Genomic DNA, 15,519 nt, shown 5'->3' on the forward strand with positions numbered 1-15,519 from the left:
TTATCAGTTATACTAGTAGACATGGGTAAGGTCTCCTCTTCTTAGTTTTTGTCGTGATTAACTAAAGGGTAGGATAACCTTACCTTTCCTATTTATTCATCTTACACAGACTATTGTACGTCATCTTAAATATCCCGGATAGAATAATCAAATATTATCAAGTTAATATATAATAATATAAAAATATACATCTTCCTCATTTTTTTATTACACCAGCCTGTTCTAGATCATTTAAAAATTCCTTAACATCTTTATATAGCAACTTCTTATCTTCTTGATATTTTTCCGCGAGATAATTAATTATTTCTATTTCGTCCCTATCCTTCATCAGCTCTTTCCAAATCAGTGTTGATACTTGGTCTAACCCAATCATATAGTTATCAACAAAATTAATTAGCATGCTTTCGTTTTTTTCTTCATGAAAAATAATATGTTTATTAATTTTAATTGCCAATTTTTAATTCCCCTTAAAACGAATTTAATAAAAAACCTTTTTGTAATCGCTTACCTTTTCCTTTATAATTACACTTTGATCCTTTTACATTTAAATAACACCTTTAATTTGTAGGCATTGTCATAAATACATATCAATTATGTTTCCAATTAATTAAACCCTATAAACTAATATGATTTGTACATATCATATTTAGTAATTCTATTCAACGTAAAACACACTTAAATTAATACTGCAATTTTTAGTTATCACCCCCATAAATTACCGATATATTAAGCCTTTTTGATTATTTAACTAAATATTCTATTCTCTTTTCTAAAAATTTAACTGTTTTTCTTACAAATCTTAATAATTAGATAATTACATGTTACAATACCATTTCAAATTTATCAATTATTTTTAATAATTTGTTATATTTATATTTTCTTTGGTAATAATACAACACCTTTGTCGAAAATGGTAAGCGTATATCACGTATTTAAAAAGATGCCATAAAAACAACTTCAAATTTGTTGTTTTTATGGCATCTGCATGTGAAAAGGATGGCTTGTAATGTTTGAGCACTTCAAGAAAATCTTTTATTTCATATATATTATAAATAGCGCTTGAGCTATTTTCTCATAGGTGTAATTATTAGTACAATAAATACATTGATGACACCAAAAAGAACAATTAGTGAACCCCAATAAAATAAAGTATTATTAATAGGTAAATCAAAAAATCTTATAACCAATCGATGTACAACTAATGCGATTACTAAGATAATACAGTTCAGTATAACATTTGATATAGCTTTCATATAATTTCCTCCTATAGTGAGATAGTTCGATCAGATTGCTTTGCAATATCACTATCATGAGTAACACAAACTAGCGTTTTCCCGTTTTCTTTTAAATTTTTAAAAATAGAGAGAATGATATTTTTATCTAAATTTCCCGTCGGTTCATCTGCAAAAATAACTGTACAGGGTTTTAGTAGGATTCTTGCAATTGCTAATCTCTGTTGTTCCCGCCACTTAATTGATATACTTTTTTATTTAAATAATTTCTGCTTAATTGAACATTCTCTAGAACGTCTTCCTTTAACAATATCCGGTAAATCTGCCATTGAATCAATATACTGAGAATATGAGTAATTACATCTACGGAAAGTCCGATTATATGCTGTGGAAATTATTTGAAGATAGAGGTGGAATAAAAGTGGCAGAGGAATTTTTAAAAACCTATTTTCATTTTTATCAATATAAAGAAGTAGATACAAAAGAATTTATTCGATTCACTGAATATTATTTTGATGAAGAGCTTGATTCCTTTTTTAAGAAATACAATATATTTAAATGACATTGGCTACCTGCATACTGAATAATCCTGAAAAGGCGCTCACAATAAAATGCGGGCACCTTTCATTCATTATATTTGCTTTACAGCATCACTGATAGAATCTTCTCCAGCAGTTAAATCAAAGCCTTTTTGATACGTATTTTTAGCATCGAGCACTTCTACGATGGTAGCTGCTACATCTTCACGAGGGATGTTGCCGCGTTCCAGATTTTCACTGGCCTGAACTTTTCCTGTACCCGGTTCATTCTGTAAACCGCCAGGACGAATAATGGTATAGTCTAGCCCGCTTCGCACTAATTCCTCATCTGCAAAGTGTTTTGCAACCATATATGGTTTAATTGGACTTTCTGCCCAGCTGTCACGATTATGTGCCTGGAATGCACTGACCATGACAAAGCGGTTTACATTTGCATTTTTTGCTGCCGCAATTGATTTTACAGCACCGTCTAAATCAACGAGCAATGTTTTGTCTGGACCAGTTTTCCCGCCGGATCCTGCTGTAAATACCACTGCATCTGCACCTTTTAATACCTTTTCTAAGTCAGCAATGCTTCCCTCAAGATCAGCTAAAACAGCGTGTATTCCTTTATCTTCAAATTCTTTTTGCTGCTCCTCTTTACGAACCATTGCCGTAACCTCATGCTGATCATGTGCATGAAGCTGCTGAACAAGGTGTTGTCCGATTTGTCCGTTTGCTCCGATTACTACTATATTCATTTCGCACAGCTCCTTTATACTATTCTTCTTACTACATTAAATTCCCTGTTTAACCTATATCCAAACGCTGCTCCTAATAAATTATTATATAAGAAAAAGCATAATTCTAAAAAGAATACGCTTACTTTTACAAATAAAAAAAGAATGACCTCTAAAGCCATTCATTCTCAAACAATTCTTCTCTTATCCAAATCGGCCAGAGATATAATCTCCAGTACGTTCATCTGTCGGGGTATTAAAAATATGGTCGGTTTGATCATATTCAATTATTTCCCCATTTAAGAAGAATGCTGTCTTATCTGAAATACGAGCTGCCTGCTGCATATTATGGGTGACGATAACAATTGCATAATCTTTTTTTAATTCTTGTACAAGCTCTTCAATACGTAGAGTTGATTTTGGATCTAATGCTGACGTTGGTTCATCCATTAAAATAACATTCGGTTCAACCGCTAAGCAACGGGCAATACATAAACGCTGCTGCTGTCCGCCAGATAACCCGTAAGCATTATCATGGAGACGGTCCTTTAACTCATCCCAGATAAATGCACCGCGTAAGCTTTTCTCCACAATTTCATCAAGAATTTTTTTGTTGTTAATACCGTGAATTCTTGGCCCATAGGCAATATTTTCATAGATTGATTTTGGGAATGGGTTTGCCTTTTGAAAAACCATGCCGACCTGGGTTCGTAAATCTTCTACACGAAAAGATTTATCTAAAATATTTCTTCCTTTATAAGTTATCTCTCCAGATGTTTTTACAATCGGCACTAACTCTACCATCCGGTTCAATGTTTTCAGATAGGTTGACTTTCCACACCCTGATGGCCCAATAATGGCAGTCACTTCTTTTTCCTTGATATCCATATTAATATTTTTTAATGCATGGGTTTCTCCATACCATAAATTTAAGTCTTTTGTATCATAAACAATTTCCTTTTGCACTGCTGGTTCTCTTCTTTCATTTCTTACAAGCTGTAAATTAATTTTCTTCGTCATTACGGTGTTCATCAGACTGTCTCCTCTCCTATTTAGCCCATTTTTGTTTAATAACGCTGTTGAAATTTATTTCGGATGAATATCGCGATGGAGTTTAGCAAGAACAGCAGAATCAATAATACAATGATGGTTGCCGCTGCTAGATTCGCATATTCTGCTACAAGCGATGAATCAATGGTCCAATAATAAATTTGCATCGGCAATGCCGTAAAAGTGTCAAAGATTCCTGATGGGAACGGTATTAATAAAGCTGGTATACCGAGAACGGTTAATGGAGCTGTTTCTCCAATTGCTCGGGATAATGATAAAATCGCTCCCGTTAAAATACCGGGTATGGCTGCTGGCAAAATGATACGCCGTACTGTCTGCCACTTTGTTGCCCCCATGCCATAGGATGCTTCGCTCAGGCTTCCTGGCACTGCCCGTAATGCTTCTTGTGCTGCCACAATGACAATCGGAAGCACAAGTAAAGCTAAAGTTAATCCACCTGCTAACAACACATTACCAAATTCTAAAGCTCTAACAAAAAGTGTCAGTCCTAATAATCCATAAACAATGGACGGCACACCTGCCAGGTTAGAAATATTAGTTGCGATAAAGGATTGAAGCTTTCCTTTCTTTGCATAAAGTTCCAGATAAATTGCTGTTCCTACGCCAACCACCATGGTCACTGGAACAACAATCAGCATCAGCCACGCTGTTCCTAAAATAGCTCCCATAATCCCAGCTCTGCTTGCATCTGTTGAGAGATGATTCATCAAAAAGTCAATATTGATATATTCCAATCCTTGGGTAAACACGCGAATCAGCAATACCGCCAAAACGAATAAACCAAACAAGGTGGATGCAAAGAAAACACCTTTCCACCCTGCGTTTTTCCGTACACGTGATGACATACGTTTTCCGACCAACTCTGCATCCATATATTTCGTTGTCATCTTAGTACTCCTCTCTAAACTTACGTGAAATATATTTTGCTAATAGATTCATAATTAAGGTGAAAACAAATAGTGTTAATGCTACCGCATAAAGACTGTAATAAATGGTTGTTCCTGCTGCCGCTTCCCCGCCGGCTACTTCTACAATATAAGCCGTCATTGTCTGCATAGACTGCGTAATATCAAAGGTGAAATTCTTGGAGCTTCCACTCGCAATAGCTACAATCATTGTCTCCCCTATCGCCCGGGAAATTCCAAGTACAAAGGAAGCGATAATCCCAGATAGCGCTGCTGGAATAACTACTTTAAATGTTGTCTCCAGCTTCGTTGATCCAAGCGCTAAAGCTCCCTCTCGAATTGAATTTGGAACAGAAGACATCGCATCTTCGGAAAGCGAAGCAATCATCGGAATAATCATGACACCCATAATGATTCCGGGACTAAGAATATTCGTAGCCTCGATGGATGGAAAAACCATCCTTAGCAAAGGTGTTACAAACGTAAATGCAAAGAATCCATAAACAATTGTCGGCACCCCAGCTAAAATCTCTAATAACGGTTTTAATACCCTTCGCACATGATCAGGTGCATATTCACTTAAATAAATTGCTGACATCATTCCAATTGGTCCGGCTACCAGCATCGCAATCACTGTTGAAATTATTGTTCCATTTAATAAAGGAAGGACGCCAAATTCCGGATTTTGACTTAGCGGTTTTAATATCGTTCCTGTAAAGAAATCTAGAATCGGTACATTCCTGAAAAATGCAACGGATTCAGCAAGTAACGTATAAACAATTCCTACTGTAGTAAGAACCGATAACGAAGCAATAATGAGTAACAGTGTTGGTATTAACTTTTCTAATTGATTAAGAAATTTACGTTTCTTTTTTTGTTCTTCAATCATTTCACTAACCGAAATCCGATTCTTATTATCTGTAGCCATGATGCGAAAGCCACCTTCCTCGCAGAATGAGGAAGATGAGAAGCATAATCCTGCACAGCCCTCATCTTCCTTCTTTTCTTATTTTAATCCCTCGATTGCCTCTAATTGAGATTTGATTTCCTCATTTGGAATTGGGGCAAATCCGACTTCCCCAGCAACATGATTTGCATTTTCCAAAACATATCTTGCATAGTCAAGAACCTCTGGCTTTTCCTTTGCATGATTAACATTCAAGTAAGTGAACACAGGGCGTGTATAGTCCGCATAAGGCCCATCTTCTGCAATGGTTTCTAGAGAAGGTTCCACTGCCCCATCTCCAAAGTTAATTGATACGGCATTAATCTTGTCCTGATTACTCTTATAGTAGCCAAACCCGAAAAATCCAATTGCGTTCTTATCTTCGGAAACAAGGGTTACTAATGTGGAGTAATCTTGTTGCAGGTCAATACTTCCTACTAAATCTTGCTCCTCTAAAATTGTTTCATAAAAGAATTCGTACGTTCCATGATTTTCATTTGGACCATAAGTTTGAATTTCTTCATCTGGCCAAGAATCATCTATATCTGACCACTTTGTATATTTACCAAGGAAGATTCCCTGTACTTGTTCTGGAGTTAACTCTGTTGCCCAGTCATTATCTGGATGTGTCACAATCGTTAAACCGTCTAATGCAACTTTCAACTCTTGGACTTCAATTCCTAATTCATCTGCTTTTGCTTGTTCTTCTTCTTTTATCTCTCGCGAGGCATCGTTAAAATCTGTACCATTTTCCGCTAAGAATTTTTCAAAGCCTGCGCTTGTTCCAGCTCGACTTACTTCTATCGAAACACCTTGCTGCTCATTTAACATATAATCTTCAGCTAAACGCGCCATTAATGGGAATACGGTACCAGAACCATCAATCGCAACATTCCCTGTTAGCTCTTCGTTATTATCAGACTCCGAATTGCCAGCACTGTCTGCATCACTTGAACCGCAAGCTGCTAAAAATAGTAGAACGGAAATAAAAAAGAATAAAGTAAAACGTTTAAAGCTCATGAAAGGGCCCCCTTAGATTTAATATCATTATTTACTGGACATTTCCTCTCTGTCCTTACTTTGAAGTATAGAGAAGAATTATTAATATAGTTTGTTGTAATTGTAAAGAGTATGTAAATTAACTCCTTTATTTTTAAAGAGGGGCTAAGCTCGTCCTATTCCATACGACAAACAAAATCATATACTTCTATTATTAATCTATGCACAGATATCCAATTTATCATTCGAATTAACAACCTGTAGAAAAAGCGTATACAAGTTAAAACAAAACCAGGCATTTAGACTTTTATCATTTTCAAAGAAACTTGCGCTTATACTGTACTCTCTGCATTCTTTCTTATCGTGCAAAATAAGTACTTGTTTTTCAAATTTTCGTTACTTATAATGATAAGTCCTTATCGATATTTCGGTTGAGGCGTGGTTTTTTTTGTTTTTAAGAAGATAAAAAGCGGCCACACATTCATGAAAATGGGAATACTATAGATGAGGGGGACGTATATGGGCAGAAACCTAGTAATTCAAACAGATTTTGGCATTAGTGACGGGGCAGTCAGCGCTATGTACGGTGTGGCACTTTCTGTAGACAGCACGCTTCGGATATTCGATCTGACGCACGACATTCCGCAATATAATATTTGGGAGGCATCCTATCGTCTTTATCAAACGTTGCCTTATTGGCCTGAAGAGACCGTTTTTATTTCTGTTGTCGACCCGGGGGTTGGAACTTCCAGACGGAGTGTTGTAGTTAAAACGGCGCATAATCAATATGTTGTGACGCCCGATAACGGGACACTCACTCATATTAAGAAAGATATCGGAATTAAAGAAGCAAGAATCATTGATGAGACAGTAAATCGCTTACCCCAATCAGGAGAATCTTATACTTTTCACGGCCGTGATATTTATGCATATACCGGAGCAAGATTGGCTTCCAATACCATTAGCTTTGACCAAGTCGGCCCTGCCATTGATGTGAAAGATACTGTGGAATTAACAAAACCGGAAGCCTATATTGAAGAAGATGTTATCTACGGTAATATCGATATATTAGATGTTCGTTTTGGGAATCTCTGGACAAATATTAGCAGAGAGTTATTTCAAAAGACGAGGATTGCGCACGGGGATGCCTTTGAAGTTACCATTCTTAACAATCGCCAACAAGTATACAAAAATAGGATGACATATGGACATTCTTTTGCTGACAGCCGACTTGGCGAGCCTTTGTTATACGTTAATTCATTAGATAATTTAGGAGTAGCAATCAATCAGGGCTCTTTTGCAAAGACCTATCACATTGAAACAGGCGCTAATTGGCGAATTATGATTCGTAAGGCACCGAAAATCAATGAATAGCAGGTTGCTCCACCGAGGTGCTCCATCCATATCTTTAAAGAAAAAAGTGATGCAATTGCTATGAAACTAGCTGTACATCACTTTTTTCATGGATTGATTATTTCTATATAATTGCATTCACGTCGTACGGCGCATTATCTCATGCAACTCCATTTTACCGTCTGTTATTTTATATACTTTGTCACAGTCATTGATCAGTCTTGTATCATGTGTCACGACAATGGTTGCTGTTTGTTTTTCTTTCGTCATTTCTTTCAATATACCCATGACCTCAAATGCCCGGTCGGAGTCTAGAGAAGCAGTTGGTTCATCAGCTAAAATAATACTCGGATTCGTGTAAAGCGCTTTAGCAATCGCAACTCGCTGTTTTTCGCCGCCAGATAAGTCTTTCGGAAAGTTATAAAGCAGATGCTCTATTCCTAATGATTGATAAAGCGCTTCAGCTTCTTCTCTTCCCATATTCCCTTTTTTCACCTTATCTAATACGTGCATTTGCTGCGCTACATTTAGATAAGGTACCAAATTAGACGCTTGTAAAACGAAACCGACTTCCTTCAATCTTAATTTCGCACGCTTTTTCTCCTTTATATCTGACAAAGCAGTTCCATTAATGACTACCTCTCCATTTGTCGGTGTTTGCAGTCCGCCGGCAATGGTTAAAAACGTACTTTTACCAGAACCAGAGGGACCAATAACGGCAATTAATTCGCCTTTTCCCGCTTTAAAATCCGTTTCTTTCATTGCCTCTACTTTTGTTTTTCCAGATCCAAATGTTTTCTGCACTTTTTTCAATTCTAAAATAGCCATGCCTTCTTAACCTCCTATCGCCTTTAACGGATCAATTCGTACGATAGTCTGTACAGAGATAAATGCACCGATTATCGAAACAACAATCAGGACGGTTCCGTACACCAGCATTTCTAGGTAATTAAAGGCTACTGGAACAGCTGCCGGCAAAAACAGTCCCGTGATGACAGCAAGAACGAAGCCAATCATGACTCCGGCTAACGAAAGCAAAAATGTCTGCGCCACCACAGACCCGGCCAAGTATCTGGATGATATTCCCTGCGCCTTCATTACTCCAAAAATACTTATCTTCTGAATCGTAAGTACATACAGGAAAATTGCTAAAACAACTGCAGAAATAATAAATAGGAAATAAATCATCAACGTTAAAGTTAAATTCTGTTCGGTATAACCCGGCAGATTTTCTATAAATGTTTCTGTATCCACAACCTGCAACGCTTCAGCTGCTTCCACATCGTCCAGATTATCTGTACGAATAATAAAGGCATTAACCACATCCTCATCCGCTTCAGTCATTTTCCTAGAATGAAGGGTTTCCAGCGTTTCCGCATCTGTGAACAGTACAGGCGCTGCATTAAATCTTGCTTTATCCGTAAAACCCACTATTTCTAATGTTTCATCCGTTGAAGATAAGGAAAGCTCATCACCAATTTTAAAGCCATCTTCTTTCAATGTATCATCGGCAATGACTTCTCCTCTGCCTGCAAAGTTATCTCCCTCTGTCACATTCGGCATCATAAAAGAATCCGGTTCTACCGCAAAGATATATACATTTACTTTTTTATCTCCATTACTGGCAATGGCACTTAGCTGGGATAATTCGGTATATTCATCCACCCCGGCCCCATCAAAATCATCGGTAGACAAGATGGACTGCTGCAGGCGCAAATCCGATTCTTCTGTTAAAATAACGCCGTCTGCCTCCCATTTATCCACCGCTTCCCGATTTAATTGTTCCAAACCATTGGCCAGCCCAGATAAAAAGAAAACAAGATAAGAAATCAGCATCAATACGCCAATCACTAGTGTAAAACGCAGCCTATTATTCTTTATTTCATTCCAAGCTAAAAACATCGCACCACTTCCCTTTCCTTTCATTTACACATCCCGTTGCCTTACAAATTCAGGAATGGCCACAAAAGAACTGTCGAAAACCTTAAACGTTGTGAAATACTGCCTTGCTTTTGACACATACTACATATGCAGGCTACATCAGCCTCCTTTCTTTCATGCCGAACATTTCATATATAAATTTTTTGAAGTTATACGTGTCTCCTCCTATTTAAAAGTGGTATTATAGTATATGTTTTCGGAAATACAAATAGGCAGATCCTATTTTTTGGAGTGATTACATTGAAGACATGGTTAAAAAATCGGACAAAGGCGCAGGTAATTACCGTTGGTTTATTGCTAATTGGTTTTATAGCGTCTATGATTTTTATCAATAATAATTATGATTTATATGATAGAACGATTGTCCAAATAACCGATGTGCAAGAAATAAATAGAGAAGAACAAGTAGATACACATGGAAATGAAGACGAACATGTCACACAGCATATCGTCGGGGAAATAAAGAATGGATCCGATAAAGGCCAAGTAACTGCGTTTGATAATGAATATATCCAATCCCTGGCATTAGACTATGAATTAGCTGCTGGAGATGAGATTTTTCTAGCGCAAGATGGGAAAGCGACAGGAGATATTAAACGAGATAAATATTTCGTTTTTGTAGCATGGATATTCTTGATTATTTTACTGGCTGTCGGCAAATCCAGAGGTGCCTTATCTGCGCTTAGTCTCCTGGTCAATGCAGTCATCCTGTCCATCGCATTAGACATCTATATTCATAACCCTAGTATTGGCTTGTCTATTATTACATTAGTCAGCATTATAATCTTTACCGTGCTGTCGTTACTGATGGCAACAGGATTCAATGAAAAAACCTACACAGCGATTCTCACCACATTGCTTGGTACAGGCCTATCTTTGGTAATTGCTTATGTAGCGCTTCATTTTACCGGAGAACAGGGACTTCGCTATGAAGAGATGGCTTTTTTAACCCGAAATCCGCAAACCATTTTTATGGCTGGACTACTGATTGGATCCTTGGGAGCTGTCATGGACGTTGCTATCACTTTATCTGCTTCCATGTTCGAAATGTATGAGAAAAACAACCGGATTGATTTAAAAACGTTAAAAAAAGCAGGTTATGAAGTCGGCAAAGATATTATGGGCACGATGACCAACATTTTATTTTTTGCCTATGTCAGTGGGTCGATTCCGATGCTCCTCATTTATTTGAAAAACGCAGCACCATTTGGTTTTACAGTATCCATGAACCTTTCTCTGGAGTTAGCACGCGCTTTAGTCGGCGGGATTGGAATTGTCTTGACCATTCCAATTGCGATTTATATATCTATTTTCTTTATCCGTAGAAAGCAGGCGAAATTATGAATGTACTCGTATTATTAGCGATCATATTGTTTGCATTAATGGCTTGGGTCGGCGGGATGAAGGGCGTACGATCCTTTATTGCACTCTTTATTAACTTTCTTATTGTTCTAATGGCTGTTTTTGTCATGAATGATCCGACCGGAAATCCGATTATTATTGCGTTGATTGCATGTGGATTTATCAGCGCGGTCAGCCTATTCTTCATTAATCGGGTAAATAATAAAACGATGCTCGCTTTTTTAGCGACGATTGCGACGACGGTTATCTTAATCTTTTTCATTATTATTTTAACGGAGCAATCCATGATTTATGGACTCGGTGAAGAAGAATCTGGGGAAATTACCACATTCAACGTGCATATCGGACTTAATTTTGTACAAATTGCTACAGCAGTAATTCTTATGAGTACAATTGGAGCTATTGTAGATACCGCCATTTCAATCACCTCTCCAATGCGTGAAATTCATGAGCAGAACCCGACGATTTCCAGGAAGGATTTATTCTTAGCCGGTATTCGCATTGGCCGTGATATTTTAGGTACAAGTACCAATACATTATTCTTTGCCTTTTTCGGCGGGTATATGGGTCTATTAATTTGGTTTAAGGATTTAGAATACTCCATAGGCGATATCATTAATGCGAAAGTATTTAATGATGAAATGCTTTCGATCTTTGTTTCCGGTGTTGGTATTGCTTTAGTTATTCCGATTGCTTCTTTGATGAGTGCGTATTATTTGAAGCGAAAAAAGGAAGATGGAATTTTAGAAGAAGAATCGAATAGATAGGGAAAAAGATAAATATAATCTTTATGAAGAAATCCAAACGTTGATGTACGATCAATGTTTGGATTTCTTTTTAATATTTGGGTTTCTATTTGGAGCGGATTTGCTTGGTGGTGGAGCGCATTATGCCTGGGGTGGAGCGCTTTTTCTATTTTTCGAGCGCATTATGCCTGGGGTGGAGCGCTTCTTCTATTTTCGGAGCGCATTATGCCTGGGTGGAGCGCTTTTTCTATTTTCGGAGCGCATTATGCCTGGGTGGAGCGCTTTTTCTATTTTCGGAGCGCAATATGCCTGGGTGGAGCGCTTTTTCTATTTTCGGAGCGCATTATGCCTGGGTGGAGCGCTTTTTCTATTTTCGGAGCGCATTATGCCTGGGTGGAGCGCTCTTGCATGGGATTGGAGCGCTTTTCTACTTTTCGGAGCAGTTATACTGGAGGATGGAGCGGCTTTATATGGAAGGTCATTGACTTTTCTAACTTTTCGTATTAAGATATAACAACAGTTACATAAAGACTCTTATTGAGAGTGGCGGAGGGACTGGCCCGATGAAGCCCGGCAACCTTTCTAGAACTTGTTCTAAAAAAGGTGCTAAATCCTGCAAAGTGCGTGATGTGCTTTGGAAAATAAGAGAGGACGTTTAGTAGATCAATCTTTTCACCTCTCTAGAATAACTAGAGAGGTTTTTTATGTAGCATTTTCAAAGTTCTTTTAAGAGGAGATATTATTATGCAAATTGCTTCTGTGAAAGGATCGCCTAGCCATTATCAAATTGGTGAAGGTGCTCTGAAACATCTTGTAGAAAACCTGAATGACCTGCATGTTGAACGAGTAGCGATTGTTGCTGGCAGAACTGCTTGGGAAAAAGCAAAACCTTATCTCCCTGCTGCATTTTTGGACAGGGTACAAGAAAAAGATATCCATTTTGCAGATGGGCATTGTACTGTCGAACGAACCAATAAGCTCGCTCTTCATTATCAAGAAAAACATATTGAAGCTGTAATTGGAATTGGTGGCGGTACAGCCCTAGACATTGCAAAAGCGTCGGCTACGAATGCGCAGATAAAAAGCATCTTCATTCCAACGATTGCAGCAACGTGTGCAGCATGGACTCCGCTGAGTGTTTTTTATGAAGAAGATGGGACCCATTCTCATTATACAGAGTTCCCTGAGTCTAATACACTCGTAATCGTAGAACCAGCCATCATTGCGGAAGCGCCTGTTACATACTTAAAAGCAGGAATTGACGATACCCTGGCAAAATTCTATGAAGCTCGCTCGTTAGTGGACTCTCTCTATCCTACTGGCGTACTGCCAGTTTGGTTGCAAATATCTCAATTTGCAGCCCGTACTTGTAAGGATATTTTGCTAGTTGACAGTAAAGAGGCCATTCAAGCTTGCGAGAATAACCAAGTAACAGATGCCCTTATTCGCGTGATTGAAGCCATTATTGCAACTGGGGGCATGGTTGGCGGCTTTGGAGGAAAAGCCGGACGAATTGCTGGCGCGCATTCTATACATAATGGCTTAACAGCTGCACCGCAAATAGCGCACTACCTCCATGGTGAAATTGTATCCTATGGAATTCTCGCTCAACTAGCGATTGAAAAAGATACTGCAGAGCTCACTAAATTACTGGAATATTATGAAACATAGGGCTTTCCAACAAGCTTGGCAAACTTCTCCATTCATACAGATGACCAAGAGCTGCTAGAAACAATTGCAAAAAAAGTAACGCGAAAAGAAGAATCCATTCATTTGATGAAGGAAGACATAAATGCAGATACAGTTATGAAGGCATTTTTACAACTTGAAAACATGAATAGAGATCTTCAGCAAGTCAAGCCTTAAAAGGAGCAAGATTGACCACCTTTATTGGGAAGGCGATGATTCTTTATTCGAAACCCATCGTCGTTGTCGCAAACAATTATAATTACATCTAACAAGAGAAAGAAGGAAAATCATTATGAAAAAGAAATATTTACTTAGTATTGTAGCTTTATTACTGCTTGCCCTCGCTGCCTGCGGTGGAGATGACAAAAGCAGCGGTGAATCGGATTTACTTGAGGATGGTGTACTAACAGTAGGCGTAACTGCTGGTCCCCATGAAGAGATTATTGAAAAATTAGCTGAAATTGCCAAAGAAGATGGTTTGAAAATCGAAACCATGGTTTTCAGCGACTATGTTATGCCGAATGTTTCTCTAGCAGAGGGAGAAATTGACATTAACAGTTTTCAAACAGAACCTTACCTAGATGTTATGATTGAAGAAAGAAATTTAGATATCGTTAAAGTAGCAGATACAGTAACTTTCCCAATGGGTGTTTATTCAGAAACCGTCGAATCTCTTGACGATATTCCAGAAGGTGCAACATTAGGTCTGCCTGGAGATCCTTCCAACAGCGGACGCGCTTTATTACTATTTGAACAAGCCGGGCTTATCACATTAAAAGAAGGTGTAGGTGTCAATGCAACAGTAAATGATGTTGTAGATAATCCAAAAAATATTGAATTGCTGGAATTAGATTCTGCACAAATCCCAAGACAGCTTGGGGAAGTAGATGCAGCTGCCATTAACTCAAATTTTGCAATTGAAGCTGGGCTCTCTCCTACGGATGATTCTATCTTTATCGAGCAAGATTCTACATTTGTTAACTTAATTGCAACTCGCACAGAAAATAAGGATGATGAAGTCGTTCAGCAATTTATCGATCTTTATCAGACCGATGAAATGAAAGAATTTATTGAGGAAAACTTCAACGGCTCTGTTATCCCGGGATGGTAAATAGAACAATTAAAAGCGCTCCTCTTGTCAGATGATTCAAGTTTGGCAGGAGGAGTTTTATTTTTCTTATAAAGGGGATAATCAAAGAGGGTTTCTTTATGTTTTTCTAGAACTTATTATTTAGACAACCTATTACGATGACGAATCTAAAGTTTTAAGAAAGGGATGTATCCACTTTGATACTTTATCGTTTGCCCATCTTAATTTTAACCACAGGAATTGTCTATATATTTATTTCTCCCTCCGAGCCATTAGCATTTAGTATATTCTTTAAGATAATTCCAATGGTGCTCATTCTGATCTATGCCTTTGAACAGTCTTTGCCGAAACGAAAAGCAACACATTACTGGATTATAGCTGCCCTTACGTTTTGCATGATTGGCGACGCGACGATACATTGGTTTTTGATTGGTTTGACTGCATTTCTCATTGGCCATGTACTCTATACCATTGGATTTTTACAGCAGTGGCGTTTTTCTTTTCCACGAAGTCTCTCTGCCATACCGCTTCTTCTTTTTGCTATTTGGATCGGTTATCAGCTTGTAGACAATTTGCAGGAAAACGGGGAAACAATGCTTATCCTGCCTGTTATCGCTTATATTGGAATTATTTTGTTCATGGCTTTCACAGCGATAATGACAGGAAATCGCTGGGCTATTCTAGGCAGCATTCTATTTATTATATCCGATAGCGCTCTTGCTTGGAATATGTTCATATCTAGTTTTACAGCTGCAAATGAGGTTATTATGATCACTTATTACAGTGCACAATTTCTTCTTGCCCACTGCCTTTTTACCATTGATCCGACGACACACAAAGGAGTAACTTGGTAATCGATAGAATCAAAGCGCGTTCCCCCCCTTCCAATTTTGATGCAAAAAGACCTCTTACGAAATACATTTTCAT

18 protein-coding genes and 1 riboswitch are annotated in these 15,519 nt (G+C 37.9%); of the genes, 9 read left to right on the forward strand and 9 right to left on the reverse strand.

The features are described from left to right. Positions 1-196 precede the first annotated feature (196 nt). On the reverse strand, positions 197-454 hold the full coding sequence (locus KI343_RS15735) for a PqqD family protein (RefSeq protein ID WP_212927381.1): 258 nt from the start codon (positions 452-454) through the stop codon (positions 197-199). Between the two features lie 610 nt (positions 455-1,064). Further along, positions 1,065-1,253 carry a bacteriocin-like WGxF protein gene (locus KI343_RS20650; protein WP_212927382.1) on the reverse strand — a complete coding sequence of 63 codons (189 nt, stop codon included), beginning with the start codon at positions 1,251-1,253 and terminating at the stop codon, positions 1,065-1,067. 400 nt (positions 1,254-1,653) lie between these two features. On the opposite strand from KI343_RS20650, the gene KI343_RS15745 reads away from it, so the two are divergent. Continuing rightward, the gene (locus tag KI343_RS15745) at positions 1,654-1,794 is read left to right on the forward strand and encodes a hypothetical protein (protein ID WP_212927383.1); all 141 of its coding nucleotides are present in this window, start codon (positions 1,654-1,656) and stop codon (positions 1,792-1,794) included. A gap of 69 nt (positions 1,795-1,863) precedes the next feature. On the opposite strand, the gene KI343_RS15750 is transcribed toward KI343_RS15745, so the two are convergent. The 5 genes from KI343_RS15750 to KI343_RS15770 form a co-directional block, all read right to left on the reverse strand. After that, complete coding sequence (locus KI343_RS15750) at positions 1,864-2,511, reverse strand: SDR family oxidoreductase (RefSeq protein WP_212927384.1); 648 nt, start codon at positions 2,509-2,511, stop codon at positions 1,864-1,866. A 183-nt stretch (positions 2,512-2,694) separates the two neighbouring features. Continuing rightward, entirely contained in the window at positions 2,695-3,510 is an 816-nt protein-coding gene (gene pstB, locus KI343_RS15755; RefSeq protein WP_280530145.1) for a phosphate ABC transporter ATP-binding protein PstB, read from the reverse strand. Positions 3,511-3,557: 47 nt separating this feature from the next. Continuing rightward, on the reverse strand, positions 3,558-4,448 hold the full coding sequence (gene pstA, locus KI343_RS15760) for a phosphate ABC transporter permease PstA (protein WP_212927386.1): 891 nt from the start codon (positions 4,446-4,448) through the stop codon (positions 3,558-3,560). A gap of 1 nt (position 4,449) precedes the next feature. Further along, a complete protein-coding gene (gene pstC, locus KI343_RS15765; protein WP_212927387.1) occupies positions 4,450-5,394 on the reverse strand; it encodes a phosphate ABC transporter permease subunit PstC in 945 nt (314 codons plus the stop codon). Positions 5,395-5,472: 78 nt separating this feature from the next. After that, positions 5,473-6,432, reverse strand: coding sequence for a PstS family phosphate ABC transporter substrate-binding protein (locus tag KI343_RS15770; protein WP_212927388.1), 960 nt, complete (start codon positions 6,430-6,432; stop codon positions 5,473-5,475). A 498-nt stretch (positions 6,433-6,930) separates the two neighbouring features. Between KI343_RS15770 and KI343_RS15775 the strand changes: the two genes are divergently transcribed. Continuing rightward, complete coding sequence (locus KI343_RS15775) at positions 6,931-7,785, forward strand: SAM hydrolase/SAM-dependent halogenase family protein (RefSeq protein WP_212927389.1); 855 nt, start codon at positions 6,931-6,933, stop codon at positions 7,783-7,785. Between the two features lie 117 nt (positions 7,786-7,902). Here the strand turns inward: KI343_RS15775 and KI343_RS15780 are convergent, their stop codons facing one another. Together KI343_RS15780 and KI343_RS15785 are read right to left on the reverse strand one after the other, a co-directional pair. Further along, a complete protein-coding gene (locus KI343_RS15780) occupies positions 7,903-8,592 on the reverse strand; it encodes an ABC transporter ATP-binding protein (RefSeq protein WP_212927390.1) in 690 nt (229 codons plus the stop codon). A gap of 6 nt (positions 8,593-8,598) precedes the next feature. Then, positions 8,599-9,666 carry an ABC transporter permease gene (locus tag KI343_RS15785; RefSeq protein WP_212927435.1) on the reverse strand — a complete coding sequence of 356 codons (1,068 nt, stop codon included), beginning with the start codon at positions 9,664-9,666 and terminating at the stop codon, positions 8,599-8,601. A 270-nt stretch (positions 9,667-9,936) separates the two neighbouring features. On the opposite strand from KI343_RS15785, the gene KI343_RS15790 reads away from it, so the two are divergent. The 7 genes from KI343_RS15790 to KI343_RS15815 all read left to right on the forward strand — a co-directional run bounded on the left by KI343_RS15790 (position 9,937) and on the right by KI343_RS15815 (position 15,446). Next, complete coding sequence (locus tag KI343_RS15790; protein WP_483874254.1) at positions 9,937-11,049, forward strand: YibE/F family protein; 1,113 nt, start codon at positions 9,937-9,939, stop codon at positions 11,047-11,049. After that, positions 11,046-11,834: a YibE/F family protein gene (locus KI343_RS15795; protein WP_212927391.1), complete on the forward strand. Its 789-nt coding sequence runs from the start codon at positions 11,046-11,048 to the stop codon at positions 11,832-11,834. The genes KI343_RS15790 and KI343_RS15795 overlap by 4 nt, the downstream gene beginning before the upstream one ends. Positions 11,835-11,874: 40 nt before the next feature. After that, entirely contained in the window at positions 11,875-12,327 is a 453-nt protein-coding gene (locus KI343_RS15800) for a hypothetical protein (protein WP_212927392.1), read from the forward strand. Positions 12,328-12,344: 17 nt separating this feature from the next. Next, positions 12,345-12,461: riboswitch (SAM riboswitch) on the forward strand. Positions 12,462-12,557: 96 nt separating this feature from the next. Then, a complete protein-coding gene (locus tag KI343_RS15805) occupies positions 12,558-13,484 on the forward strand; it encodes an iron-containing alcohol dehydrogenase family protein (protein WP_244857031.1) in 927 nt (308 codons plus the stop codon). Positions 13,485-13,499: 15 nt separating this feature from the next. Then, the gene (locus KI343_RS20220) at positions 13,500-13,679 is read left to right on the forward strand and encodes a hypothetical protein (RefSeq protein ID WP_244857033.1); all 180 of its coding nucleotides are present in this window, start codon (positions 13,500-13,502) and stop codon (positions 13,677-13,679) included. A 115-nt stretch (positions 13,680-13,794) separates the two neighbouring features. Continuing rightward, complete coding sequence (locus tag KI343_RS15810; RefSeq protein ID WP_212927393.1) at positions 13,795-14,613, forward strand: MetQ/NlpA family ABC transporter substrate-binding protein; 819 nt, start codon at positions 13,795-13,797, stop codon at positions 14,611-14,613. 176 nt (positions 14,614-14,789) lie between these two features. Next, the gene (locus KI343_RS15815) at positions 14,790-15,446 is read left to right on the forward strand and encodes a lysoplasmalogenase (RefSeq protein ID WP_212927394.1); all 657 of its coding nucleotides are present in this window, start codon (positions 14,790-14,792) and stop codon (positions 15,444-15,446) included. Positions 15,447-15,519 lie beyond the last annotated feature (73 nt).

The sequence above is a fragment of the Oceanobacillus sp. J11TS1 genome (assembly GCF_018333215.1).
GTDB lineage: Bacteria > Bacillota > Bacilli > Bacillales > Amphibacillaceae > Oceanobacillus.